Source organism: Anaerotruncus rubiinfantis, assembly GCF_900078395.1.
GTDB classification, from domain to species: Bacteria; Bacillota; Clostridia; order Oscillospirales; family Ruminococcaceae; genus Anaerotruncus; species Anaerotruncus rubiinfantis.
On record NZ_FKLA01000009.1, the window covers coordinates 488331 to 511895 of the forward strand.

The window sequence follows — 23565 nt, forward strand, 5'->3', positions numbered from 1 at the left end:
TGTGTGCGGCGGACCGCCGGGAGTCCGCGCTGAAACGCCTCTGCCGCAAGTCAAACGAGAAAGGATGCGTCCATATGAGCAGTGTCAGAACCAAATATCCATCCAAATTCCTTCCCGGGGAGCGCCTGCAGAAGGTGATTGCCTATAATCAGGAGCTGGCTATTTCCGGCCGCCGTAACCTTTATACCGCCGATGAAAACCAGCTGGTTTATCACTGGACCGACAAGGCGAACGGCTGCATCCCCCAGTCGGGGGAGTGGGCCGCCACCAAAGAGAGCAGCTTTTCGCTCGGCGACCACGCCTGCCGCGTGGATATCGGTGAGGGATTTCCCCGTTACAAGGAGGTCCCATCCCACGTGGAAGGGTATGAGGCCACGCCGCTGAGCTGGGGCAAGGACTACGCCTTCCTGCTCGACAATTCCCCGGCGGAGATCCATCCGTTTGAATCGATCGTCGGAGAGTTTCACTGGGAGATGAACGAAATCCGCCAGTATTATTTTGGCGACAAGGTCCACGAGCTCGGCCGTGAGGTACGCAAGCTGGGCGCCGGCGGCACCAGCCACGGCCACACCTGCCTGGACTTTTCAATTGGGCTGACCGAAGGCTGGGGCGGCATCCTTGAAAGGATCGACAAGTCGCTCGCGCTGTACACCCGTCTTGATCACCCGGGCAAGGTCAACTATCTGCAGGGGCTTCGCTATGTCTGCCAGGCGATCATCGATTACATCCAGAAATATGCCGATAAGGCTTACGAACTGGCGCAAGCCACCGACGATCCGGCGCAGAAGGCGCTTTACAAAATGGTGGCCGACGACTGCGCGCATATCTCCCGCAAGCCGCCTGAAACCTACCACCAGGGTGTCCAGTGGATTCAGTTCGGCGTCATGACCGACCGCATCGTGGGCCACGGCAACGGCTATGGCCGTATCGACCTCTATCTGAACGACCTGTTGGTGAAGGACCTCGAAAGCGGACGGATCACCCGTCAGGAGGCGCGGGAATATCTGGCAGAGCTTTTCCTGAAGATTCGCGGCCAGCATTTCACAATCTGCGGCCGGCTGGCGGACGGTTCGGACGCGACGAACGATATGAGCTGGGTCACGCTCGAAGCCTATGACATGGTGGATGACTACAACAACCTCTTCCTGATGTGGCACAAAGATATGGACCAGAAACTTCTGCTTTATGCCTGCGATGTGCTTGCGCGCCACGGCGCGAGCGTCCCGACCTTCTGCAACTACGACCTGCTCGTCGACTGCGAGATGCGTTCGGGCGTGCCGTGGGAGGATGCGTGGACAGTCGCGGTCGGCGGCTGCCAGTGGTTCTGTGTCCCAGGCAAGGAATACTGCGACCAGGACGTCAACTCCCTCGTCCTACTGGACCCGATGTGGCGCGCCATCGACCGCGGCATCGAGAATCCGCCGAAGGACTTCGAGGAGCTGTTCGCGTCGTTTACCGAGGAGTTCAAGCGCACTGCCGAAGCGCTGCGGGTCTTTAAGGACGCGCAATACGAAGTGATCGACAAGGTTTGGCCGGAGATGGCGACCTCCCTGAGCTTCCACGGTCCGGTTGAGCGCGGCATCGATATCACCGGCCACCGCGGGGTGGATTATCAGTATACCTCGGCCAATGTCCTGGGGATTCCGAACGTGGCGGATTCGCTTTACGCGATCAAGAAGCTGGTGTTCGACGAGAAGGCCTATACCCTTGCGGACGTGCGCAAAGCGACCAGTGAAAACTGGGAGGACAACGAGATCATGCGTCAGCGTTTCCTGCGCCAGGATAAATTTGGTAACGATCTCGACGAGGTGGATGAGCTGCTTGTGCGGATCACCGATATGATCGCCGATGTGCTTGACAACACCTATAACAACCGCGGCCAGCAGTACCGTGCGTCTCTCTACCAGTTCCAGGGACACACCGCGACCAATGTGCTTCCCGCAACTCCGGACGGCCGCCTTGCCAACGAGCCGCTTGCGCACGGCATCAACCCGACCGCTGGCAGGAACACGAAGGGCCTGCTCGCCACTGCGAACTCGCTTGCGAAGGTACATAATTATAAATTCCTCGGCGGCACCCTTCAGATCGAGCTTCAGCCGAAATTTTTCGATGGCAAGGAGAATCTTTCCGAATATATCAAGAATTTCATCGAGGCGTATTTCAGCAAAAATACCTTCCAGGTCAACTTGAACATCATCGACCTCGAGAAACTGAAGGATGCGATCGACCATCCCGAAAATCCGGAATATCAGAATATCGTCATCAAGGTCACCGGCTACACCACGCGGTTCATCTGCCTTGCGAAACCCTTCCAGGTTGAGTTCTGCGGGAGAAACAACTATGGAGAGATGTGATCTTTGCCCACCGACGGACAGCCGCGGGCTGATTTTCGATCTCTACCGCGGCACCACCCACGACGGGCCGGGCCTGCGCTCGACGGTGTTCTTCAAAGGCTGCCCGCTTTCCTGCGCCTGGTGTCACAATCCCGAAGGAATCCCTTTCAAGCAGGCGGTCTGGTGGGACGGCAGAACCTGTATCGGGTGTGGGCTCTGCCACGAGGCCTGTCCATACGGCGCGAACGAAATGAAGGAACAGGGCATTGTGATCGACCGGGAAAAATGCCGGGCGTGCGGCGCCTGCGTAAAAGCCTGTCCGGCACAGGCGATGACCTTCATCGGGGAAGACTGGGAGCTTGAGAAACTTGTCAGGGAACTGCTTAAGGACAAAACCTACTACGACCAGACCGGAGGCGGCGTGACCGCCTCCGGCGGCGAGGCGCTGATGCAGGCGGACTTTGTGGCCGCCCTGTTCGTCCGGCTGCATGAAGCGGGCGTCACGACGGCGCTGGACACCTGCGGCCTTGCCGGATGGGACGCGCTTGAAAAGGTGCTGCCGCATACGGACTATGTTCTGTATGATTTGAAAATCCTTGACGGCGCGGCGCACAAACAGTTTACAGGCGCGGACAATGCGGTTATACTGGAACATGCGAAGCGGATTGCACAGGGGATTGCGGACGGCGTTTGGAATGCGCAGATGTGGATCCGGACCCCGCTGATCCCGGGCGCGACCGCGACGGAGGAAAACCTGTCCGAAATCGGCAGATTCATCGCCGGTCATCTGCTGCCCGCGGTGACCCGGTGGGAGCTCTGCGCTTTCAACAACAGCTGTATCAACAAATATGAAAAGCTCGGCGGGGAATGGTCCTATTCGGATGTGAAGCTGATCGGCAGCGCGCAGGCGGAAAAGCTTCGGGAGGCGGCGCTCTTGGGCGGATGCAGTCCGGAGATGGTCTTTGTCACCGGGCTGGTAGCGGAGTAAAGGTGGGTGCGATATGAAAAAAATTGTGGTGTTCGGAAGTTTCTTTGTCGACCTTGCCGCCCGCGCGCCGAAGTTTCCTGTCCCAGGAGAGACGGTGCATGGCAGTTCTTTTCAGATCGGTTCCGGCGGTAAGGGTTCCAATCAGGCGATTGCCGCCCACCGCGCGGGCGCGGATGTAACTTTTATCACCAAGGTCGGCGCGGACGAATTCGGCCGGATGGCGCGGGAAGTCTACAGCCGGGAAGGGATGGACACCCGTTATATTCTTGTCGATGAAACGGCCAGTACCGGAACGGCGCTGATTGTCGTGGAGGAGAGCGGCCAGAACATGATCGTTATTACAAGCGGCGCCTGCGGAAGGATCTCCGAGGCCGACATCGCTGCGGTGACACCGGTTTTGGAACAGGCTGATCTGCTGCTTTTGCAGCTGGAAGTGAATTTTGACGCGGTAAAACGCGCCGCCGCGCTTGCAAAGCAAAGCGGCGCCCGGGTCATTTTGAATCCCGCCCCGGCAAGGGAACTGCCGGACAGCCTGCTCAGCCTGGTCGACATCATCACCCCGAATGAAAGCGAAGCCGCGCTGTTCACCGGTATACCGGTGAAAGGGCCGGAAGATGCGAAAAAGGCCGCCGCCGTTTTCTTTGAAAAAGGGATGCAGGGCGTTGTGATCACCCTGGGGAAGCAGGGCGCTTATGTGGCGGACCGCGGCCGTGGGGAGTATCTGCCGTGTATACCGATGAAAGCGGTGGATACGACCGGTGCGGGGGACGCCTTCAACGGCGGTTTTGTTATGGCGCTTGCACAGGGCGCGGATATCTTTGAGGCCGCGCGCTATGGAAACGTCTGTGGAACGCTTTCTGTGACAAAACAGGGCGCGGCCGCTTCGGCCCCTTATCGGCAGGAAATTTTGAAACTCTATGAGGAAAACTACGGCTGAGATTCCAAAAACAGAAAGGGAAGACAAAAGGGGCCGCGCTGCTGGACGGTACGGTTTGAGCCGGCGTAGGAAGGGCGCTCTGTAGCCCCGTATGCCCCGGCCGGGCTTTGCCTTTGAAACTTTGTGGGAATCGACAACATCATGCTCTGACAGAATGCAGACAACACGAAAAAGCTCCGCAAACTTTTGGTTTGCGGAGCTTTTTTAGATTGGCGCCTGGAAAGCCGTCTTTCAGGTCTGATTCAGCGCGGCACAAAACGTTTCGAAGGGGATTCCCCGGGCATTGCGCACATAGTAGTTGGCGGAGGCGTTCGCGGCCCGCAGACGTTCGTCAGGGGAGAGCCCCAAGAGCAGCGCGGCGCAGTATCCGGCATTGAAATTGTCGCCCGCGCCGGTCGAAATTTTCGGTTTTGGGACAAACGAAGTAGGCGCGGCATATTGCCTGCCATTCTCGAACAGAAGGCTTTCATGCAGGGTGTGCACCGCTACCTGGTCGATTCCAAACTGTTCCGCCAGCACGCCGCCCGCTTCCCGTGGGTCTGGACAGCTGATTCCCAGCTTTTCGGCAATCAATTGCGCCTCGTTCAGATTGACGCTCAGGACAGTGGTGCGGTACCGCCCGCAAGCGCCGATAAGCTCCATCAGTTCGTTTACCCGGGCGGCGGGATGGCGCGCGGGGTCAGCCAGATCGAAAAAGAGCTGTTTCTCCCGCTGTGGCACGGTACAGATATATTTCTGCGCGGCGGCGCGCCAGAGGGAATGCATAAAGTCGATCTCGCCCCAGTTGACCATCGCGACAAGGTCCGCTCCAAACGCTTCGCCGGCGGCGGCTTCCCCGCCGAGCGCCTGTTCGACCGCCGCGAGCGGGTTTTCAGGCGCCGGCTGCCGCGGCGCCAGCATCACCTTTCCGTCAAGGAATTCGAGCGCGAGCGTTTCCCACGGCGCGGCATAGCTGCGGCGGGCGCAGTTTTCCGGAAGGTCGTCAAACACCGCGAGCGGACCGGAGCGCCCGAGCATCCCGCAGAGCGTTACCTGCGCGCCGATCCCCGCCAGCGTCCCGGCCAGGATGGGCGCGTTCCCGCCGCGCCGCTCCTCAAGTGAATCGAGCTGAATCGCGCAGCTCTTACCGGTTTTTCCCGCGAGGAAATTGCCGAAATCCCCAATCGTGTCAAAATACGCGGCAGTTTCTTCGGTCGTTTGCACGATGGGGCGCAGGATGCGGTCAATATAGCCGTCGAAACCGACCAGCGCCCGTCTGTTCCTGAGGAAATCTTTGTTGCAGTTCACCATATTTTACTCATCCTTTTCTCCAGTCATTCCAAAATTTTAATTTTGGGGTTGATCTTATTATAATATTATAATATTATATATTTACACGAAAGGCAATATGTCTCCGGACAAAACTTTAGGAGGTACAAAATGAAAAGAATCTTTGCACTACTGCTCGCATCGGCCATGGCGCTCACTGTGATGAGCGGCTGCACGTCGTCCAAACCGGCGGCGTCCTCCGCGCCCGCCGCGCCCGCATCGTCTGCCGCCGCCCAGAGTGAAGCGGCGTCCGAACCAGCCGCTCCCGCGCAGGTCACCACCTGGAAGTTTTCCACCTTCGACGCGGAGGACACCAACCAGTCGAATGCTTACAAAGCGATGTGGAAACGCATTGAGGAGGAAACCGGCGGGGAGCTCAAGGTCGAGTTTTATCCGCTCGGACAGCTCGGGGGCGAAGCCGATCTGCTTCAGAACCTGCAGACCGGTTCGCTCGATGCGGCCCAGATGGGATGCGCGCTGCTCGCGGGCCTTGAATCCAGCTTTAACGTGGGGGACCTGCCCTTCATCTTTGATGATTTCGACCATGCCGACCGGTTTGCCAAGACCGACGAAGCCAAGGAAATGAACGCCAAGCTCGAAGCCAGCGGCCTTGAGGTCTGGTACTGGAGCATCCTGGGCTACCGCCAGCCGAACCTGGTCAAAAAGACCATCAACTCGCCGGAAGATTTCAAAGGCGTCAAATGGCGCACCATGGAAGTCGCCGTGCAGATGGACACCATGACCGCGTTGGGCGCCGTCCCGATCGCCGTCCCCTATAACGACGTTTACAACGCGCTCAAGATGGGCGTCGTCGACGCCTGGATGAACGACGGCGTCGCCTTCAAAAACCTTGCCACCTATGAAGTCGCCCCCTATTACTGCGATATCCCGCTCTTCGCATCCACCCAGACCTGCGTCATCAGCAAGAAGTCCTATGACGCGCTCTCCGACAAAAATAAGGAGATCGTCAAACGCGTCGTGGAAGAGGATCTGCCAGGCGTCATCAAAGCGGCCTGGGATCAGAACGCCGCGCAGCTGCAGGAACTCAAGGACAACAACTTCAAGGATTGGACCAAGGTGGAGGACACCGCGCCGTATCTTGAACTGGTTCAGCCGGTTTACGACAACCTTGTCAAGGAATATCCCGAATGCCAGAAATACATTGACGCCATTAACAGTGTCCGTTAAATCTGACCCGGAGGGACGCTGCATTATCGCAGCGTCCCCACTTTGACAGCAGCTCCAATTCAAAAGGGATTGAGGACTCGGATATGCTAAGAAAAATAAGTGATATCATCTATAAAATCAGCGGTTACTTTGTCGAGCTTGCGCTGATGGCAATCGTCGTTCTGGTGTTTCTGCAGGTGATCTCCCGCTATGTTTTTCAGTTTTCGATCGACTGGGCCCAGGAACTCACCGTCTATCTACTGATCTGGATGGTCTTTATGGGATGCAGCATGGGAATGCGGGATAACCAGGTGGTTTCGCTGACGCTTGTCACCGATCAGCTTCCGCGTATTGCGCAGGAACTTTTGAAGATCGTTGTGAATCTGCTGCTGATCTTCTTCTTTGTCGTCTGCACGATTGGAAACGTGGAAATCATTCAGTTTGCGATGAACCGGATCAGCCCGGTCTTAAAGATCAAAATGGGCTATATCTCCGCCGCCTTTTCGGTTTCCGCGGTGATCATGTCCTATAACTGCCTGCTTGCCATCGGAGACACTGTCAAGGGGCTCTTTGGGAAAAATCAGAAGGAGGTGCCTGCCGAATGAGTATCTGGATCATGTTCCTCCTGCTTCTGCTCTTTCTCGCGATCGGGGTGCCAATTGCATTTGGACTGGGGCTGGCTTCGCTGTTTTACCTGATGGCAAACGGAATGCCCATCTCCATGGTACCACAAAAGATGACCATTTCGCTCGAAAACTTCATCTTTATCGCGCTGCCGCTCTTTATCCTGGCGGGGGAAATTATGAATACCGGCGGCCTGACCCAAAAGCTGGTCAACGTGGCCCGCGCGATTGTCGGGCGCTTCCGCGGGGGGCTCGCCTATGTAAACGTGCTGGTCAGCATGCTGTTTGGCGGCGTACAGGGGCTGGCCACAGCGGACACTGTGGCGATCGGATCGGTGCTGATCCCGGCAATGGAGAAAGCCGGATACCGCAAGGATTTCAGCGCCGGCGTCACCGTCGCTTCCTCCACCATCTCCTCGATCATACCGCCCGGCATGCTCTTTATCATCTTTGGATCGGTCACCGGCGTTTCGATTGGGTCGCTCTTTTTGGGCGGCATGGTCCCGGGCATCCTGCTGGGGCTTGCGCAGATGGCGCTCGTGTTCTTCTATGCGCACAACAAAAAGCTCAGCGTCAACATTCCGGCGGGTGAACGCCTGAGCCTGCATGAATGCCTTCGTTTCATCGTGCAGGGCCTGCCGACCCTTCTGCTTCCGGTTATCATCATCGGCGGCATCGTGACCGGTATCGCAACCGCTACCGAATCCGCGGTGCTGGCGGTTGTCTATGCGCTTTTCCTGAGCCTGGTCACCCACGAGATCAGCTGGAGCGACCTGCCGGGGATCTTCTTTAAATCCGCGAAAATGGTCGGTTCGGTCATGGTAATTCTCTGCACGTCTTCCATTTTCGGCTATATCCTGACTCAGGAACGGGTCCCGCAGATGGTTGTCGAGCTGCTCTTTGGAATCACAAACAACAAGTTTGTCCTGCTGCTCATTATCAATCTGTTCCTGTTGTTTGTCGGCACCTTTATGGATTCGACCCCGTCGTGCATCATTCTGGCACCGATCCTTCTGCCGATCCTGGTGGAAATGAATATGGACCCGGTACATATCGGCGTATTCATGTGCTTCAACCTGGCGCAGGGCCTCATCACCCCGCCGGTCGGCTCCTGCCTGTACCTGGCTTCCGGAATCAGCCAGCTGCCGGTTGAAAAGATCGCCAAGGCGATGATGCCGTTTTTCCTGATCAACGTGGTGGTGCTGTTGCTCATCACCTATTTCCCGCCGTTTGTCCTGTTTGTGCCGTCGCTGGCCGGATGACCGGAAACATTCCGCTTTTGCGCCGGCATATCCGGCGTAAATGGGATATAACGTGGACAGATATTGAAAACAGCCTTCAAATTATGGTAAGATAGTAGGAGAACACTATGTCAGATTTTTACAACGAGGTAAAAACCCAGCCGGAGAAGCTGCGCGGGATGCTTGCCCGTTACCGGCAGGAGGATTTTGCGTCCATAAAGGCCGCGGCGGCATTGATCCGCAGCAGCGGGACCGTTGTCTTCAGCGGTATGGGCACCTCTTTCCATGCGCCGCTGTGCGTCTATGGGAAGCTTTGCGCCAGGGTTCGTCCGGTTATTCTGGAAGCGGGGGAGCTGCTGGAGAGCTGTCTCGGAATCATCCATCCTGGAGATGTCGTCGTGTTGATTTCCCAATCCGGTGAGAGCGTCGAAATTGACCGGCTCACCGAAAAGCTCCGGGGAACCGCCAAAATTATCGGCATCACCAACCAGCCGGATTCCACCCTGGCCCGCGCGAGCAGCGTCCTGCTGCTTCTGCACGCGGGCCCCGAAAAAAGCATCACCAACAAAACCTTTACGAACACGATGGCGCTTTTATATCTGCTGGAATGCTGCGTGGCCGAAGGTTTGCCCGAAACCCTCTGCGGGGAGCTGGACGCTGCGGTTCCTGAAATGGAGCGGGTTCTGCGGGAGCTACCCGCCGAAATCGCGGCAGCCGCCAAGACGCTTGCACCCGCCGACATGGTCCATTTCATCGGCCGCGGCGGCGCCGCGATGACCGTTGCCAACCAGAGCGCGCTCATATTCATGGAGGGCGCGAACTGCGCGGCGCGTGCGTTTACCTCCGGCGGCTTCCATCACGGACCGATTGAAATCTGCGGGCCCGGCCACCGGGCGGTTTTCTATGCGAACGAACCGGAGACCTTCCCCAAAATGCTGGAGCTGGCCAGACAGATTGCCGGATATGGAAGCCATGTGGTGATGGTGACCAACCTCCCATGCGAGCTTCCGGGCTGCATCCAGCTGCATGCCGCAACCGCCGAACAATTTGCCATGGCGTCCGCCATGGTGATGGAACTGCTGCTGGTGCGGATTGCGGAAAATCGCGGGCTCACCGCGGGGGAATTCCAGATCACCAATAAAATCTGTCAGGTTGACTGATTAAAATATGCGGAAATCATGATGAGGTGTCGCCATGCAAAAACTGGACAGAGAAGGGCCGCTGACCCTGACCTACCAACTGACCGAAATCCTGCGGGAGCGGATCGCGAATTTCTATGATCCCGGTGCGCTGCTGCCTTCTGAAAAGGAATTGGTGCAGGAATTTAATGTGAGCAATATCACTGTCCGAAATGCGTTGGAAAACCTCGTAATTGAGGGGATTGTCACCCGAAAACGCGGAAAAGGCACCTTTGTGTCCGAGAAGAAGATTTCTTCCAATATCACCCGCTTGCAAAGCGGCACCCAGCTCTTCCAGGAAAGCGGGATGATTTCCCATGTCGAGTTGCTCGAGGCGGTCAAAGTGAAAGCAAACCTTCCGACTGCGACCCAGTTTGGGCTGCCGGAGGGCGCGCTCTTTAACACTCTCACCCGCCGCCGTATGCTGGACGCGGTCCCCTACAGCCTGGAAACCAGTTATATCCCGCAGGAGATCTGCCCGGATATCAGCGACCGGTACCAGGGGGGCTCGCTCTATGAATTCCTCGAAAAGCAGTATGGCATTTTCATGACCCGTTCAGAGGAGATTTATACGGCTGTCGCGCTGCATTCCAAACAGGCAAAGCTGCTCCACCAGGAACGCGGCGCGGCCGCCCTGCTCCTGCGCGGCCGGGTCTACGACCAGAATGACCGCCTCGTGGCGGTCGAAGAGTCGCTTTACCGCAGCGACAAATTTGAAATTGTCGTGCAGGCCAATTCCAGCCTGCCGCGTCCCACAAAATTAATTGAACCGAATTCAGGAGGCAATTATGGCTAAATATTTTTCGGGGATTATGGTCCCTGTTATGACCCCGTTTGATCAGTCGGGCAAGATCGCTGAGGCGGAGCTCGACCGGCACATCCGTTTCCTTGTGGATGCGGGCGTGCACAGCCTGCTCGTTCCGAGCGGCACCGGTGAATTCGCAAACCTCACTTTTGAACAGAAGGAGCTTGTCACCCGGACTGCTGTCAAGGCCGCTGCGGGGAAGGTTCCTGTTGTTTCGCTGGTGAGCGACTGTTCCACCGAAAATGTGCTTAAGCTGTGTGAGCTGGCAAAAAAATGCGGCGCAGCTGAGCTGATGCTCACCCCGCCATACTATTCCCACGTCGATCAGCGTGCGCTGCTTGAATTTTTCACATTGGTTGCGGATCGGTGCGATCTGCCGCTTTGGCTGTATCACCAGCCTGGAGAAACCAAGCTGACCATCGAACCGGAAACCGTTCTGGAACTTGCAAAGCATCCAAACATCGTGGGCATCAAGGTCGCCGCGGGGGACGATTTCTTCTATTTCTGCCGCCTGCGCCAGATGCTGCGCGCAAACGACGATTTCAGCGTGCTGATGGGCGAGGATTTTGCCACGCTGCCGTCCTATGTGATGGGTGGGGACGGATCGGTTTCTTCGCTTGCGAACGTCACGCCAAAGGAATTTGTCGAGATTTTCGATGCGTACCGGGCGGGGGATCTGAAACGCGCGCAGGCGCTCCAGGAGCGGATTATGGATATTTTCGCCGCAATGGTCATGGTCGACACGGGCGCTTATCAGAGTGCCTGCAAGACGGTTCTGCGGGAGATGGGCCTTTATTCCACCAACCTTGTGAGCAGCCCGTTTGTTTCGGTGCTTCCTGAAGAGGAAGCCCAAATCATTGCCAAGGCCAAAGCTTTGGGCGTCATTTGAACAGAGAAAAACCGCCGGCCAAAATTTGGCCGGCGGTTTTTTATTGGAATCTATTTCGCCGCAAACGGAGAATATTTTTATGGATTTCCAACATGGGTGTTATCCGCATATGCGGTAACCGTCCTCTGTCACCTGGAAAATCTGTTCCACTTCTTCGGGAACAGAATCCGTGGGACAGGCAAAATCCCCCTCATACCGCACACACGAGCCGCAGCTGCTGCTCAGTTTTCTGGGCACGGGCATGATTTTGGACTTCCAGTTCCTGGCGTCGCAAAGCTTTTTGAAGCGGATAGCGCCAAAGTGGGAATAAAAAGTGGCAATGTAAATCATCTATCTGGTAATGGACAGGGTGTATTCCCCATCTTTTTCCGTTACGGCGACCTGATAGCCCTGATGCTCCGCATATCGCGTTACATTCTCCCTGGCGGCGGGATTGTCCACCACAATTTGATAGGCGGGTTCTTTAGAGAGCATCGCCTTTTGTATCATAATGACAGGTTCCGGACAGGACAATCCCCTTGCATCCAATTTGTTCATCTTTATGCTCCTTTACAGCTTTTGCTTATGGAAGGTGTTGAGACAGGCGATCAACAGGACAACGCCAATTCCGATCACCACGGCAATCATACCGTTGGCGGTGGGGCCTTCACCGCTGGAAGCCAGCCCGAAATTATGTGCGAATGCCGCGCCCGCCACCAGACCGATAACGGTGATGGCGCTGTCGGTATTGCCCTCGCCGGAAAGCACCAACTGGCGCAGCGGGCAGCCGCCCAGAAGGACACAGCCGAAGCCCACCAGCAGCATCCCCAGGAAGTTCCACAGACCGTCGGTATGGGCGACCGCCTGCCCCGCGAAGCCCGCTTGGAAGTATGTATCGGGGGTGACCGCTGTCAAAATGAGGTTGCAGACCAGCGCGCTGGCAAAAACGGCCACGAAACCCGCCAGCAGCTTCCATTCACCGAACAGCGCCATATCCCGGATTCCGCCAACCATACACAACCGCGTCCGCTGTGCCAGTGCCCCTACAATCAGGCCCGCTCCAAGGCTCAGGAGAATGGCGGCGTGCTTGGCGCCCGGGCCGTCCCCCGGCTCGGTGAAGTGGATAAAGGCCGGCGCGGCAACCAGCAAAACGAGCAGTATGACCTGTCCGCCCAGGAAAAGGGAACCCTCCAGTTTTGCGTACGGATAAGTGCGCTTGAGGGAGTAACCGCGGTTCAGAAAAAATACGCCAGCCAGAATGCCGCAGATAAAACCGCCCAGCCCCAAAAGCGCGTTCCAATCCCCGCCGGCAAGCCTGAGGATCATCCGGAAGGGGCAGCCCAAAAACATGAGGCATCCAATCATCACAAAAAAGCCCAGTACAAAACGGGTCAATGGAGCGCTCCCGCCCCGCGGGATAAACTCCTTTTTCCCCAGCGCCACCAGAAAACTTCCCAATACCAGCCCGATGATTTCAGGGCGTATATATTGGACCGCGGCGGCGGAATGGAGCCCCACTGCCCCAGCGGTGTCCCGCAGGAAGCAGGCGATGCAAAAGCCCATATTCACCGGATTCCCGAAGAGCACCAACAGCGACGCGATGATCCCGATGAAGATCCCTGCCAGGATAATGCCGCTTTTTTCACTTTTTAAGTCCATATTCCGATATCCTCCTCAATTTGGCCCGCTTGTGGTGGCCGCAAACGGTGGCCGCCGTTTGCTTTGTGCTTATATAACACAGCCGCAGGCACGAAGTGCCTGCACGCCGCAAGGCGGCGTCAAAACCGGATTTTCCGGTTTTGGCTATGATGAAATAAGCGCTTGGCGCGGTTTGGCCGCCCCAGCCCGCCTGTGGCGGGCGCAAACGGTATTTACCGTTTGCTTTGCGCTTATTATAGCACAGTAAAATTTTGGAATCCAATTGTATTTATTAATTATACGAATAGATTTATTTGTAAATCAAATAAATATCTGCTAAAATGGGGTTGGAAAATGATCAATTTAAGGGGCGATTCATCTTGCGGAAACTGTATTTTGACAATGCCAGCACATCCTTTCCCAAACCGCGGGAGGTTTCGGAAAGCATCTTCCATTACATGACCCAGGTGGGCAGCAATATCAACCGTGGGTGCTACGAGCAGGCTTATCAGGTTGAGGAGACGGTTTACGAAACCCGCCGGCTTCTGTGTGAACTGTTTGGCGGGCAGGATTGTAAGAACGCCGTGTTTACAAAAAACGTGACCGAGAGCCTGAATCTGCTGATGAAGGGATATCTGAGGCCGGGCGACCATGTGTTGGTGTCCTCCATGGAGCATAACGCCGTAATGCGTCCGCTTACGCAGCTCTCCCAAAGCGGCGTAAGCTTTTCCCGCGTACCCTGCAGCGAAAAGGGAGAGCTTTCGCCGGAAATGCTGCAGGCATATCTGCGCGAAAATACAAAAGCGGTTGTGATGACCCATGCGAGCAATGTATGCGGCACGCTTCTGCCGGTTCGGGAAGTCGGGCGGTTTTGCAGGGCCAACGGCCTGCGATTCTTTGTGGACGCGGCACAGACCGCCGGGGTGTGGCCGATCGACATGGAGGAAATGTGTATCGACGCGCTGGCGTTCACCGGCCACAAAGGATTGCTGGGGCCGCAGGGGATCGGCGGGTTTCTGCTGCGGGAGGAGATGATCCCCTTGTTGGAGCCGCTTATTTCCGGCGGGACTGGAAGCCTCAGCCACACGGAGGAGATCCCGGATTTTATGCCGGACCGCTTTGAGCCAGGCACCATGAATCTGCCGGGAATCATCGGGCTTCACGCTGGACTGCTGTGGCTGCAAAAAACAGGGATCACGGCTGTCCGTGAGCATGAACTTCAGCTCACAGGCCGTTTCCTGGCAGGGTTGGAACCTTTGGAAAACAGCGGCCTGCTCCGCGTTGTGGGGAAAAAAGATACCGCGGGCAGAACTGGTGTGGTCTCCCTGCAAACGCCGGGACAGGATATTTCCCATGTGGCCTGCCAGCTGGATGACGCTTATGGGATCATGACCCGGGTGGGGCTGCACTGCGCGCCTGCCGCCCACAAAACGCTGGGCACCTATCCGACGGGCACCATCCGATTTTCCTTTGGATGGTGGAACAGCGGGGATGAGGTGGATGCGGCGGTTCATGCGCTGCACAAGATCCTGGAGGCGGGGAATGGAATTTAAACAGCTGCAGTCCTTTATCGCGGTGGCAAAGTATAACAGCTTTACAAAGGCGGCGGAACGGTTATACATCTCTCAGCCCACCATCAGCGCCCATATCCGGGCATTGGAGGAGGAGCTGCGCACCCGGCTGATCCTGCGAACGACGAAAAGCATTGAACTGACCTGCAACGGGCAGGAGCTGTATGACTATGCCGTCAATATTATGGAACTGCGGGACCGGATGATAAAGCACTGCTCTGAGGTGGAAAAAAAGATCATCCATCTGGGGGCGTCAACCATTCCCTCCGCTTACATCCTGCCGGAGGTTCTTCCCGTATATGGAAAGGACCATCCGGAGGTCTATTTCATCATCCACCAAAGCGACAGTCAGACGGTTGCGGACGGGCTGCTGGACGGAGTCTTTGACATCGGGCTTATGGGGATGAAGAGCGAGGACAGACGGCTTGACTGCACACCGTTTTGCCAGGACCATATGGTTGTGATTACACCGGTCAACGAGCATTTTCTGGCGCTGAAAGAACAGGCGCAGACCCCAGTTGAAATACTGCTCAAGGAACCCATCATCCTGCGGGAAAAAGGGAGCGGCAGCAAAAAAAGCATCGATTATTTTTTGGAGAGCCTAGGCGTTTCCGAGGAGGATCTTCAGATCACCGCCCGGGTCAACGACCAGGAGGCGATTAAAAACCTTGTCGCCGGCGGACTGGGAATCTCAATCACTTCCGAAAAGGCCGCTCACAATTTTCTCATAGCCAAAAGGCTGCTGATGTTCGAGCTACCGGAATACTCCCGGAAACGGGATCTCTATCTGGCTTTGCGGAAAAACAGCGCTCCCAAGAGTTATGTCCTGGAGTTCGCCCAGTTCGTAAAACGGCATTATGAGCAAGCTTAAACAGCTTGCCAGTCCTTTTCCGGAACGCCAAAATGCACCCGCCGCGGTTTTTTAAACCTGCGGCGGGTGCATTTTATGCCTGACTGGAATCAGAAGTTCAGTTTCTGGCGCTCCGCGCCCATCTTTGCGTTCCAGGCGCGAAGATCCTCAATCGTCGGGCGCTCCCCGCGTTCAATCGCTTCACGGCAGGGGCCGATCACAGGCTCCTCACTTGCAGCGGCAGCTTCGCAGGCCGCCGCAAGCCGGTCCACAATCTCGCCGGGAACCACGGTGAAGCCATGCATATCCGCGTGGAGAAGGTCTCCAGGTCGGATTTCAAGCCCGCAGATCTGAACCGGGCAGTTGATTGCTTCCACATGGATATTGGCATGGGAAACAAGTACATGGGTGGAGAGAAATGCGAATCCAAGCGTATCGCTTGCGGGAATGTCGCGTACGCCGCCCGCGGTGAGAGTCCCGACGCTGCCGAGCGATCGAAAGATGCTGGCTTGTACTTCGCCCCAGAAGGAACCGATTGGATGCGGATCCGTGTCCTGGATGCAGATGATCGAAGGCCCTTCAACCGCCCGCGCGTTTGCATAAAGCTGCATCTTTAGCTCTTTCTGCTCCGGTGTCTCCGGAAAAATGGCGCCGACGCGCGCCGTCACGGCATAGCCGACGATCGCTTTCGAGCTGTCGCCGCCGCGCCAGACCATCCCCGGCAGACCGAAACCGCAGGTGCGCGGCCGTAGTTTGAAAAATTCGATTGCATTGCAGACGGTGGGGGTGTCAAAGTACCGCAGCGCTTCCAGCTGTTCATGACCCAACATAACTTCAGTTCTCCTTTATCACCTGTTCGGCAGGCGCAAATTTTGCTTTTGGAGCGGTAAAACCGCTTTTGCGGGGGGAAAGCTGATGGGGTTTGAAAGGGCAGCCCTGACGGGTGCCCGGAATTTGATTTTAGTATAGCATTTTTGCTTCAAAAAGCACAAGATGCGGAAGACATATGGCAACCCCGCAATGGAAATTGGATTTCATAAAACCTCTGAAATCCGAAAATATCATTCATTTATACTCAAATTTCTCAAAATGAAACAATATTTTCAATATTTTATAGATGTTACGAAAAGCTGAAATATAAAATTGCCGCGATATGACATCGCTTGAATTATATAATTTGTACAATTATAATGGAGATAAGATAAAAGCTTACGGCCTGTTTGCGGCTGTATTCAAACCGAGGGAGGAATGACAATGAACCAGGAACTGTTGTCTCAGTTCAATGCCAAAGCGAAAGAAGTCAAAGAAGATATGATTGACTTCGCGCAACGCCTGATCCGCACGCCGAGTGAATCGGGGAAAGAAGGCGACGTCGCACAGGTGATCCTTGCCGAGCTTAAAAAGCTGGATTTTGATGAAGCGTATGTCGATCCGATTGGTAACGTTATCGGAATTATCAAAGGAACCGGAGACGGCCCGAACATCCTTTATAACTGCCATATGGACCATGTCGCTCCCGGCAATCTCGATGACTGGGAATATCCTCCTTACAGCGCCGAAATCGCGGACGGCTGGATTCACGGACGCGCCGCTTCGGATACCAAAGGCGCCATGGCCCCTCAGGTATATGCCGCCTATCTGATCAAAGCATGCGGTGTCAAGCTCAAGGGCGACATCATCCTCACCTTTGTGGTGTATGAGGAGCCGGGCGATATGTGGGGCGCCATGCACCTTACCGACACACTCAAACAACCCATCGCGTTTGCGGTTCTTGGTGAAGCGACGGGTCTCGATGTCTATCTTGGCCATCGCGGCAAGATTGAAATTGAGGTCATCAGTCGCGGCCTTATGAGCCATTCGAGCGCTCCGCGCCTGGGCATCAACGCCGTCTCCAAGATGGCGCCATTCATTGTCGAAATTGACAAGCTCTCGAAAGACCTGCCAACCGATGAATTCCTTGGCCAGGGCACCCAGAGCATGATTCATATCAGCTGCCAGCCTGGATGGGGCTGCACAGTTCCGGATGTCTGCCAGGTAAATGTTGATTACCGATTCCTGCCTGAGCAGAAATCGGAGGATATCCTTGCGCAGTATCGCGCCGTGGCCGATAAGCTGAAAGCGGCCGACCCGGAATCGAATTTTGATATCCGTATTCGGGATCTCGACCATACCAGTTACACCGGATTCCACGAGGTGTGCCCGCTGGACAAGCCCGCATATCTCGTCCCTACGGACAATGAATATGTTGTCAAAACAGTTGACAGCCTCAAGCAGCTCGGTCAGGAGCCCAAATTCAGCAGATGGGACTTCGGGACAGACGGCGCCTGGCTTGACCGCAAGCTTGGAATCCCGACCATCGGGTATTCCTGCTGCGAGGAGGTCTATGCGCACCGTCCGAACGACCGCGTCAGCATTGAAAAGATGGAAAAATGCCTGCTGGGCAATATTGCTATCAGCTGTGCGGTCTGTGAAATTGATGCCTGATATCAGCCAAATAAGGGATTGATCCCATCGCGTTTTTTGTTCGCCTGCCTGTTTGGTGATCGGAAAAACAGCCGGATTCGTATGAATCCGGCTGTTTTTTTGTTTGCGTCCCATTTTGAGGCGTTTTTTTAGAAAAATTGCATTCCTCTTATTTTGAGAAAAATTTCACATAACAAAAGGATGCGGTTTTTCGTGAGAAAAATTTCTCCCGAACCTTGCAAAGTAATTGCAAAATGTGCAAAAAGCAATAAAATGAACATACAGAAACGAAAAAACTATCCAAAGCAAACAAATAAAATTGCGGATTGCAGATGGGACAGGAGGCGTGGTTTACAGATAGACTGGAATAATTTGTAAAAAATAAAACATGGAGGGTATGAAATGAGTAACACCACCGCGGCATCGACAGAAGAAATGAGTTACCTGAGTTCAAAAAACATCCTGCTCGGCTTACAGCATCTGTTCGCAATGTTTGGGTCCATCGTTCTCACTTCGCGGATGGCCGGACTGAACACCCCGGTTTGCATGTTTACCGCGGGCCTCGGAACCCTGATTTTTCATCTGGTCACCAAAGGCAAAGTTCCGATCTTTGTCGGTGCATCTACCGCTTACGTTGCCACCATCGCCTCGGTCGTTTTCGTCACGGACGCGTCCGGAAATGCTGTCCGCCACATCGAGAACATCCCCTACGTGCAGGGCGGCGTTATGGCGGCTGGGCTTGTCTACTGCATCCTGGCGTGTGTCGCTTACTTCGTCGGCCATGAGCGGATCAAACGCTGGTTCCCGCCGATTGTCGTCGGCCCGGTTATCATGGTCATCGGTACCAAGCTCGCGCCGAAAGCGATCGGCATGGCGCAGCAGAACTGGCTGATCGCGATCATCACGCTTGCGGTCGTAATTTACTTCAATGTCTACGGAAAGGGACTGCTCAAAATTATCCCGATTCTCATCGGCATTGCTTCCGGCTATGTCTGCTCGATCATTTATGACATGGTTGCACATCCGGCGACCCCGCTGGTTGATTTCACCCCGCTTGCGGAAGCTTCCTGGATACAGCCTTTCTGGGATTTTTCCGGTCAGTTCTTCTCCTTCCCCAAATTTGACATGAGTATCATCTTCCTGATTGCGCCGATCGCGTTTGTGACCTTTATGGAGCATATCGGCGATATCACCACCAACGGCGCGGTTGTGGGAAAAGACTTCCTGTCTGACCCCGGTATCCACCGCACCCTGCTCGGCGACGGCCTTTCGACCATGGCTTCCGGTTTCTTCGGCGGCAACGCGAACACCACCTTCAGCCAGAACACCGGCCTGCTCGCCGTCACCGGCGCCTACAATCCGAAGATCCTGCGCACCGCGGCTGTCATGGCGATCTGCCTGAGCCTGTTTGGCAAACTCGGCGGGCTGCTCCAGTCGATCCCCAACGCGGTCATCGGCGGCGTTTCGATCCTGCTGTTTGGTTCCATCGCCTCGATCGGCGTACGCACAGTAGCGGAAGCGAAGATCGATTTCGCCCAGTCCCGCAACATCATCATCGTAGCGGTGATCCTGGTGATCGGTCTCGGTCTTGCGGCGGACGGCGTTATGGTCGGCACGGTCAAGGTTTCCGGACTGTTCCTCGCGGTTGTAGCGGGTGTTCTCTGCAACAGCCTGCTTCCAAAGGTCCCGCAGAAAGCCGATTAAATAGCAGCGTTTCAGAAGGGCCGCCGAACCGTGTTTCAGCGGCCCTTTTCCATCCTTCACGCGTTTCTCAATACGAGAAAAATTTTTCTTATTTTTGCGAATCGCCCCTTGAGGACATTCTATTTCACATCCGGCGTCCAATTTGTTGAAATTGAAAAAGCGGGCCCGTATGATTAAGGCAAGAAATGTTCCTGGTTACACCGGCACAGAAACAGTTATCCCCAGGCAGATAGGAGAGTGATATTTTGGAATTCAAGAACGTCAATAAGACGCATGAGCGCATAGACGGCATGGAGAAAGTCACCGGCAAGGCGATCTACGGCTCCGACGTCCGGATGCTCAATATGCTGTACGCCAAAGGCGTGTATTCAGAATATGCGCACGCAAAGATCCTTTCGATTGATAAGTCCAAAGCGCTGGCGCTGGAAGGCGTGGCGGATGTGGTGGTTGCAAAGGATTTGCCCGGCTCAAAAACGATCGGCGAGGTCGTTTCGGACCAGTATGTCCTCGCGGACGACAAGGTGCGCATGTACGGCGACGTGGTCGCCGTCGTGGCGGCCGAAACCCCGGAGATTGCCGCTGAGGCAGTCAAACTGGTCAAAGTGGAGTACGAGCCGCTGCCCGCGCTGCATGATCCGCGCACGGCGATCAACAATCCCACCGTGGTTACCGACCTGTTCCCGACCAACGTTTACTGCGATTATGTCGCGTCGAACGGAGACATCGAAAAAGGCTTCGCGGAATCTGACCTCATCTTTGAGCAGGACTACGAGACCAGCTGGCAGGAGCATGTCTACACCGAACCGGAGGTCGTCATCGGCATCCCGAGCATCCACGACGGCGCGGTCACCGTTTATGGCTGCCTGCAAAACCTCTATATGGCGCGCGAATCGGTCTGCCAGTGCCTGAATATCCCGATGTCCCGCGTAACCATCCGGCAGACGGTCATTGGCGGCAGCTTTGGCGGCAAACAGGAGAGCACGGTTTCCATCGCGGTGCGCGCGGCTTTGCTCGCGGTGCGTACCAAGCGGCCGATCAAATATTTGCTGACGCGTGAGGAGTCGGTGCGCGAGACTTTCAAGCGGCATCCGTTTTATATGCACATGAAAATCGGCGTCACAAAGGACGGCATGCTGCGCGCGATTTCCGGCGATTTCATCTCGGACGCGGGCGCTTATGTGAACAAAGCCAAGGGCATCATGGGCAAGGCGATCACCCTCGGCGCGGGACCGTACAATTCCCCAAGCGCCTACTTCTATGGACGCGCGGTAATGACCAACAACATCCACACCGGCTCCTACCAGGGCTTCGGCAACCCGCAGGGAATCTTCGCGCGGGAGTGCGCGATGACCGAGGTCGCTGAAAAACTCGGTCTTTCGCCTTATGAATTCCGCCGCCGCAACATCATGAAAACCGGCGATGTCAACGGAACCGGCCAGAAGATGGACTGGTGCCGCATCGGCGCGCTCGATGTGCTCGACGCCGCCGCGAAAGAGATCGACTTCGAAAATAAATACTGGAAATATTCCCGAGAAAACAAAGGCAGCGTCCGCCGCGGCGTCGGGATCTCCTGCAGCCTGCGCGGAAACAGCGTCGGAACGGTGATCCAGGATAACGGTCGCGTCTACATAGAAGTCGAAGAGGACGGCAGCGTGCTGGTTTCGATCGGCCTTGCGGAGATCGGACAGGGGCTTCTCACCACCATGAAGATCATGACGGCAGAAGCGCTCGGCTGTGACATCAACCGCATCACCATCAACGATCCCGATACCAGCCGGGCTCCGCTCACCGGCGCGGCGCTCGCTTCCCGCGGCACCTATCTCGGCGGCCACGCGATCAACGACGCCGCTGCGAAAATTCACGCAATCGTCTCCGAGGCGCTGTGCGAAAAATATGAGATTGCTCCGGAAGAAATCCATTACTACGACGATAAGGTGACCTTCGGCGAGACCGAAATGCCGTTTGATAAGGCGGTGAAACTCTGTTACGACAGCGGCCGCACCGCCGCAAGCGTCGGCAACTACAAGACCCCGCCGCTCACCTGGGACGGCAAGACCGGACACGGAGACGCTTTTTATATGTTTACCTTCTCCTGCGCAATGGTCGAAGTGGAAGTGGATATGGACACCGGTAAGACCGAAGTGCTCAAGTCTGTCGCGGCGCATGATGTGGGCCGCGCGATCAACCCGCAGATGGCCAAGGGCCAGATTGTCGGCGGGCTGGTCGGCGCACAGGGCTGGGCGCTTACCGAGGACCTCGGCTGCAAGGATGGTGTGATCAGGAACCTCAACTACGACAATTACATCATCCCGACCACAATGGATGTGCGAGAAGTCGTGCCGATCATCGTGGAAAATCCCGATCCGCGCGGCCCATATGGCGCACGTTCGCTCGGTGAACCCGCGTTCGATCCCTGCGGCGCGGCCTATGTCAACGCGGTCAACCACGCCATGGGCAACGGGAAACATATCCGCAGCCTTCCGGCGAACCTGGAAGCGGTATTTTTCTGCGAGGAGGAGAAACAATGAGCATCAAGATCAAAGGGTTTCTGCGCGCGGTCACTGTGACGCAGGCGCTTGCCTATGCTGCGCAGTATCCAGGCGAAACCGTCTATCTCGCGGGCGGTACCGATGTGATGGTTCAGGCGCGTGAAGACGACCGTTTCGCGCAGAAATACCTTGTGGACATCACGGGCATCCGGGAGCTGACCGGGATTTCACAAACAGCTGACACCCTTCAAATTGGCGCGCTGGCAACCCATGCCGCCGTGCATGAGTCCTCGCTGGTGCAGAAATATGCCGAACTGCTTTCGCAGGCGGCGCTGACGGTCGGCTCCCCGCAGATCCGCAACCGCGGCACCATCGGCGGCAATATCGCAAATGCCTCTCCGGCGGCGGATGACCTTTCGGCACTGGCGGCGCTTGGCGCAAAAGTGCTGGTGAAATGTGTGGACGGCACCGAAAAGCTGATGACGCTCACCGAGGTTATTTCACGGCCCTACCGCAACAGCCTGACAAATGGCGAGCTGATCACCAGCGTGATTGTCCCGAAATATGACGGATATCGTGCGTATTTTTATAAACTTGGACGGCGCAATTCCCTTTCGATCTCCCGCATGACGATTGCGGCGTGCCTCAAAACCGATGCACAGAATCGCGTGGAGGATCTCAAATTGGCAGTCGGTTCGGTTTTCCCACAGCCGGTCGTATTCGAAGAGATCAACCGCACGCTTGTGGGGAAAATCCCTTCCGAAGCGGAACTTTCGGCATTTGCGAAACAGGTCTCGGATAAGATCCCGGAAATCGCGGGTATCCGGCCCACCACAAAGTATAAACAGCCCGTCTGTCAGAAGCTCTGTGAACGGGTGCTGAGAGAACTCCTGGGAGGTGAAAAAATTGGATAAAATTACAATTTCCTTCACTTTGAACGGAAAGCCCTATACCGTTGCAACCCGTCCGGATATCCGTATGCTGGATGTCCTGCGCGACGATTTGAACCTCACCGGTACCAAGGAGGGATGCGGCATCGGCGAATGCGGGGCCTGCACCGTGCTTGTAAACGGCGAGGCCATGCATTCGTGTATGGTGATTTCCGGCCAGATGGACGGAAAGGATATCCTCACGGTGGAAGGCCTCAGCGAAACAGAAATCGGGAAGACCCTGCAGCGCTGTTTCCTTGAGGAAGGAGCTGTGCAGTGCGGATACTGTACGCCGGGCATGCTGATGAGCGCGTATGCGCTGCTGCGCAGGAACTCCAACCCCACGCGCGACGAAGTCCGGCTTGCGCTTTCGGGTAATCTGTGCCGCTGCACCGGCTATATCCCAATCATCAATGCGGTGCAGAAGGTCAATGAGAAGCTGAATGCTTCCCGGTGACCGGACGCGCCGATCC

At 55.9% G+C, this 23565-nt stretch carries 21 protein-coding genes; 16 read left to right on the top strand and 5 right to left on the bottom strand.

The window, feature by feature from the left end; all coding sequences use genetic code 11:
* The first annotated feature begins 74 nt into the window (after positions 1-74).
* The 3 genes from BN4275_RS07770 to rbsK are packed head-to-tail and all read left to right on the top strand — an operon-like array spanning position 75 to position 4258.
* Complete coding sequence (locus tag BN4275_RS07770; RefSeq protein WP_066456349.1) at positions 75-2354, top strand: pyruvate formate lyase family protein; 2280 nt, start codon at positions 75-77, stop codon at positions 2352-2354.
* The gene (locus BN4275_RS07775; protein WP_066456350.1) at positions 2341-3321 is read left to right on the top strand and encodes a glycyl-radical enzyme activating protein; all 981 of its coding nucleotides are present in this window, start codon (positions 2341-2343) and stop codon (positions 3319-3321) included. Before BN4275_RS07770 ends, BN4275_RS07775 begins: the two co-directional genes overlap by 14 nt.
* A gap of 13 nt (positions 3322-3334) precedes the next feature.
* The gene (rbsK, locus tag BN4275_RS07780; RefSeq protein ID WP_066456353.1) at positions 3335-4258 is read left to right on the top strand and encodes a ribokinase; all 924 of its coding nucleotides are present in this window, start codon (positions 3335-3337) and stop codon (positions 4256-4258) included.
* Positions 4259-4489: 231 nt separating this feature from the next.
* Here rbsK and BN4275_RS07785 read toward each other — a convergent pair whose 3' ends face one another.
* Complete coding sequence (locus BN4275_RS07785; RefSeq protein ID WP_066456356.1) at positions 4490-5548, bottom strand: carbohydrate kinase family protein; 1059 nt, start codon at positions 5546-5548, stop codon at positions 4490-4492.
* A gap of 129 nt (positions 5549-5677) precedes the next feature.
* On the opposite strand from BN4275_RS07785, the gene BN4275_RS07790 reads away from it, so the two are divergent.
* From BN4275_RS07790 to BN4275_RS07815, 6 genes are all read left to right on the top strand, one after another.
* Positions 5678-6754, top strand: coding sequence for a TRAP transporter substrate-binding protein (locus BN4275_RS07790; protein WP_066456359.1), 1077 nt, complete (start codon positions 5678-5680; stop codon positions 6752-6754).
* A gap of 83 nt (positions 6755-6837) precedes the next feature.
* Positions 6838-7338, top strand: a complete 501-nt coding sequence (locus BN4275_RS07795) for a TRAP transporter small permease (RefSeq protein WP_066456365.1) — start codon at positions 6838-6840, stop codon at positions 7336-7338.
* Entirely contained in the window at positions 7335-8618 is a 1284-nt protein-coding gene (locus tag BN4275_RS07800) for a TRAP transporter large permease (protein ID WP_066456367.1), read from the top strand. Before BN4275_RS07795 ends, BN4275_RS07800 begins: the two co-directional genes overlap by 4 nt.
* Positions 8619-8725: 107 nt before the next feature.
* Positions 8726-9757 carry an SIS domain-containing protein gene (locus BN4275_RS07805; protein WP_066456369.1) on the top strand — a complete coding sequence of 344 codons (1032 nt, stop codon included), beginning with the start codon at positions 8726-8728 and terminating at the stop codon, positions 9755-9757.
* Positions 9758-9791: 34 nt separating this feature from the next.
* Positions 9792-10571 carry a GntR family transcriptional regulator gene (locus BN4275_RS07810; protein ID WP_066456371.1) on the top strand — a complete coding sequence of 260 codons (780 nt, stop codon included), beginning with the start codon at positions 9792-9794 and terminating at the stop codon, positions 10569-10571.
* Complete coding sequence (locus BN4275_RS07815) at positions 10564-11469, top strand: dihydrodipicolinate synthase family protein (RefSeq protein ID WP_066456374.1); 906 nt, start codon at positions 10564-10566, stop codon at positions 11467-11469. The genes BN4275_RS07810 and BN4275_RS07815 overlap by 8 nt, the downstream gene beginning before the upstream one ends.
* 99 nt (positions 11470-11568) lie before the next feature.
* Here BN4275_RS07815 and BN4275_RS07820 read toward each other — a convergent pair whose 3' ends face one another.
* Genes BN4275_RS07820 through yedE form a run of 3 tightly spaced genes read right to left on the bottom strand, consistent with a single transcriptional unit; the run spans position 11569 to position 13107 of the window.
* Positions 11569-11799 carry a putative Se/S carrier protein gene (locus BN4275_RS07820; protein WP_066456376.1) on the bottom strand — a complete coding sequence of 77 codons (231 nt, stop codon included), beginning with the start codon at positions 11797-11799 and terminating at the stop codon, positions 11569-11571.
* Positions 11800-12006: a sulfurtransferase TusA family protein gene (locus tag BN4275_RS07825; protein WP_066456377.1), complete on the bottom strand. Its 207-nt coding sequence runs from the start codon at positions 12004-12006 to the stop codon at positions 11800-11802.
* A gap of 12 nt (positions 12007-12018) precedes the next feature.
* The gene (gene yedE, locus BN4275_RS07830; protein WP_066456379.1) at positions 12019-13107 is read right to left on the bottom strand and encodes a YedE family putative selenium transporter; all 1089 of its coding nucleotides are present in this window, start codon (positions 13105-13107) and stop codon (positions 12019-12021) included.
* A 359-nt stretch (positions 13108-13466) separates the two neighbouring features.
* On the opposite strand from yedE, the gene BN4275_RS07835 reads away from it, so the two are divergent.
* The gene (locus tag BN4275_RS07835; protein ID WP_066456384.1) at positions 13467-14639 is read left to right on the top strand and encodes an aminotransferase class V-fold PLP-dependent enzyme; all 1173 of its coding nucleotides are present in this window, start codon (positions 13467-13469) and stop codon (positions 14637-14639) included.
* Positions 14629-15528, top strand: a complete 900-nt coding sequence (locus tag BN4275_RS07840; RefSeq protein WP_066456385.1) for a selenium metabolism-associated LysR family transcriptional regulator — start codon at positions 14629-14631, stop codon at positions 15526-15528. The genes BN4275_RS07835 and BN4275_RS07840 overlap by 11 nt, the downstream gene beginning before the upstream one ends.
* An 89-nt stretch (positions 15529-15617) precedes the next feature.
* On the opposite strand, the gene BN4275_RS07845 is transcribed toward BN4275_RS07840, so the two are convergent.
* Positions 15618-16337, bottom strand: a complete 720-nt coding sequence (locus BN4275_RS07845; RefSeq protein ID WP_066456388.1) for an RraA family protein — start codon at positions 16335-16337, stop codon at positions 15618-15620.
* A 424-nt stretch (positions 16338-16761) separates the two neighbouring features.
* Between BN4275_RS07845 and BN4275_RS07850 the strand changes: the two genes are divergently transcribed.
* From BN4275_RS07850 to BN4275_RS07870, 5 genes are all read left to right on the top strand, one after another.
* A complete protein-coding gene (locus BN4275_RS07850; RefSeq protein ID WP_161940189.1) occupies positions 16762-17991 on the top strand; it encodes a M20/M25/M40 family metallo-hydrolase in 1230 nt (409 codons plus the stop codon).
* 381 nt (positions 17992-18372) lie between these two features.
* Entirely contained in the window at positions 18373-19674 is a 1302-nt protein-coding gene (locus BN4275_RS07855; protein WP_066456391.1) for a uracil-xanthine permease family protein, read from the top strand.
* Positions 19675-19919: 245 nt separating this feature from the next.
* The gene (locus BN4275_RS07860; RefSeq protein WP_066456392.1) at positions 19920-22202 is read left to right on the top strand and encodes a xanthine dehydrogenase family protein molybdopterin-binding subunit; all 2283 of its coding nucleotides are present in this window, start codon (positions 19920-19922) and stop codon (positions 22200-22202) included.
* Positions 22199-23077 (top strand): FAD binding domain-containing protein, encoded by an 879-nt coding sequence (locus BN4275_RS07865; protein ID WP_066456397.1) that lies wholly within the window; start codon positions 22199-22201, stop codon positions 23075-23077. Before BN4275_RS07860 ends, BN4275_RS07865 begins: the two co-directional genes overlap by 4 nt.
* The gene (locus tag BN4275_RS07870) at positions 23070-23549 is read left to right on the top strand and encodes a (2Fe-2S)-binding protein (RefSeq protein WP_202614987.1); all 480 of its coding nucleotides are present in this window, start codon (positions 23070-23072) and stop codon (positions 23547-23549) included. The genes BN4275_RS07865 and BN4275_RS07870 overlap by 8 nt, the downstream gene beginning before the upstream one ends.
* Positions 23550-23565 lie beyond the last annotated feature (16 nt).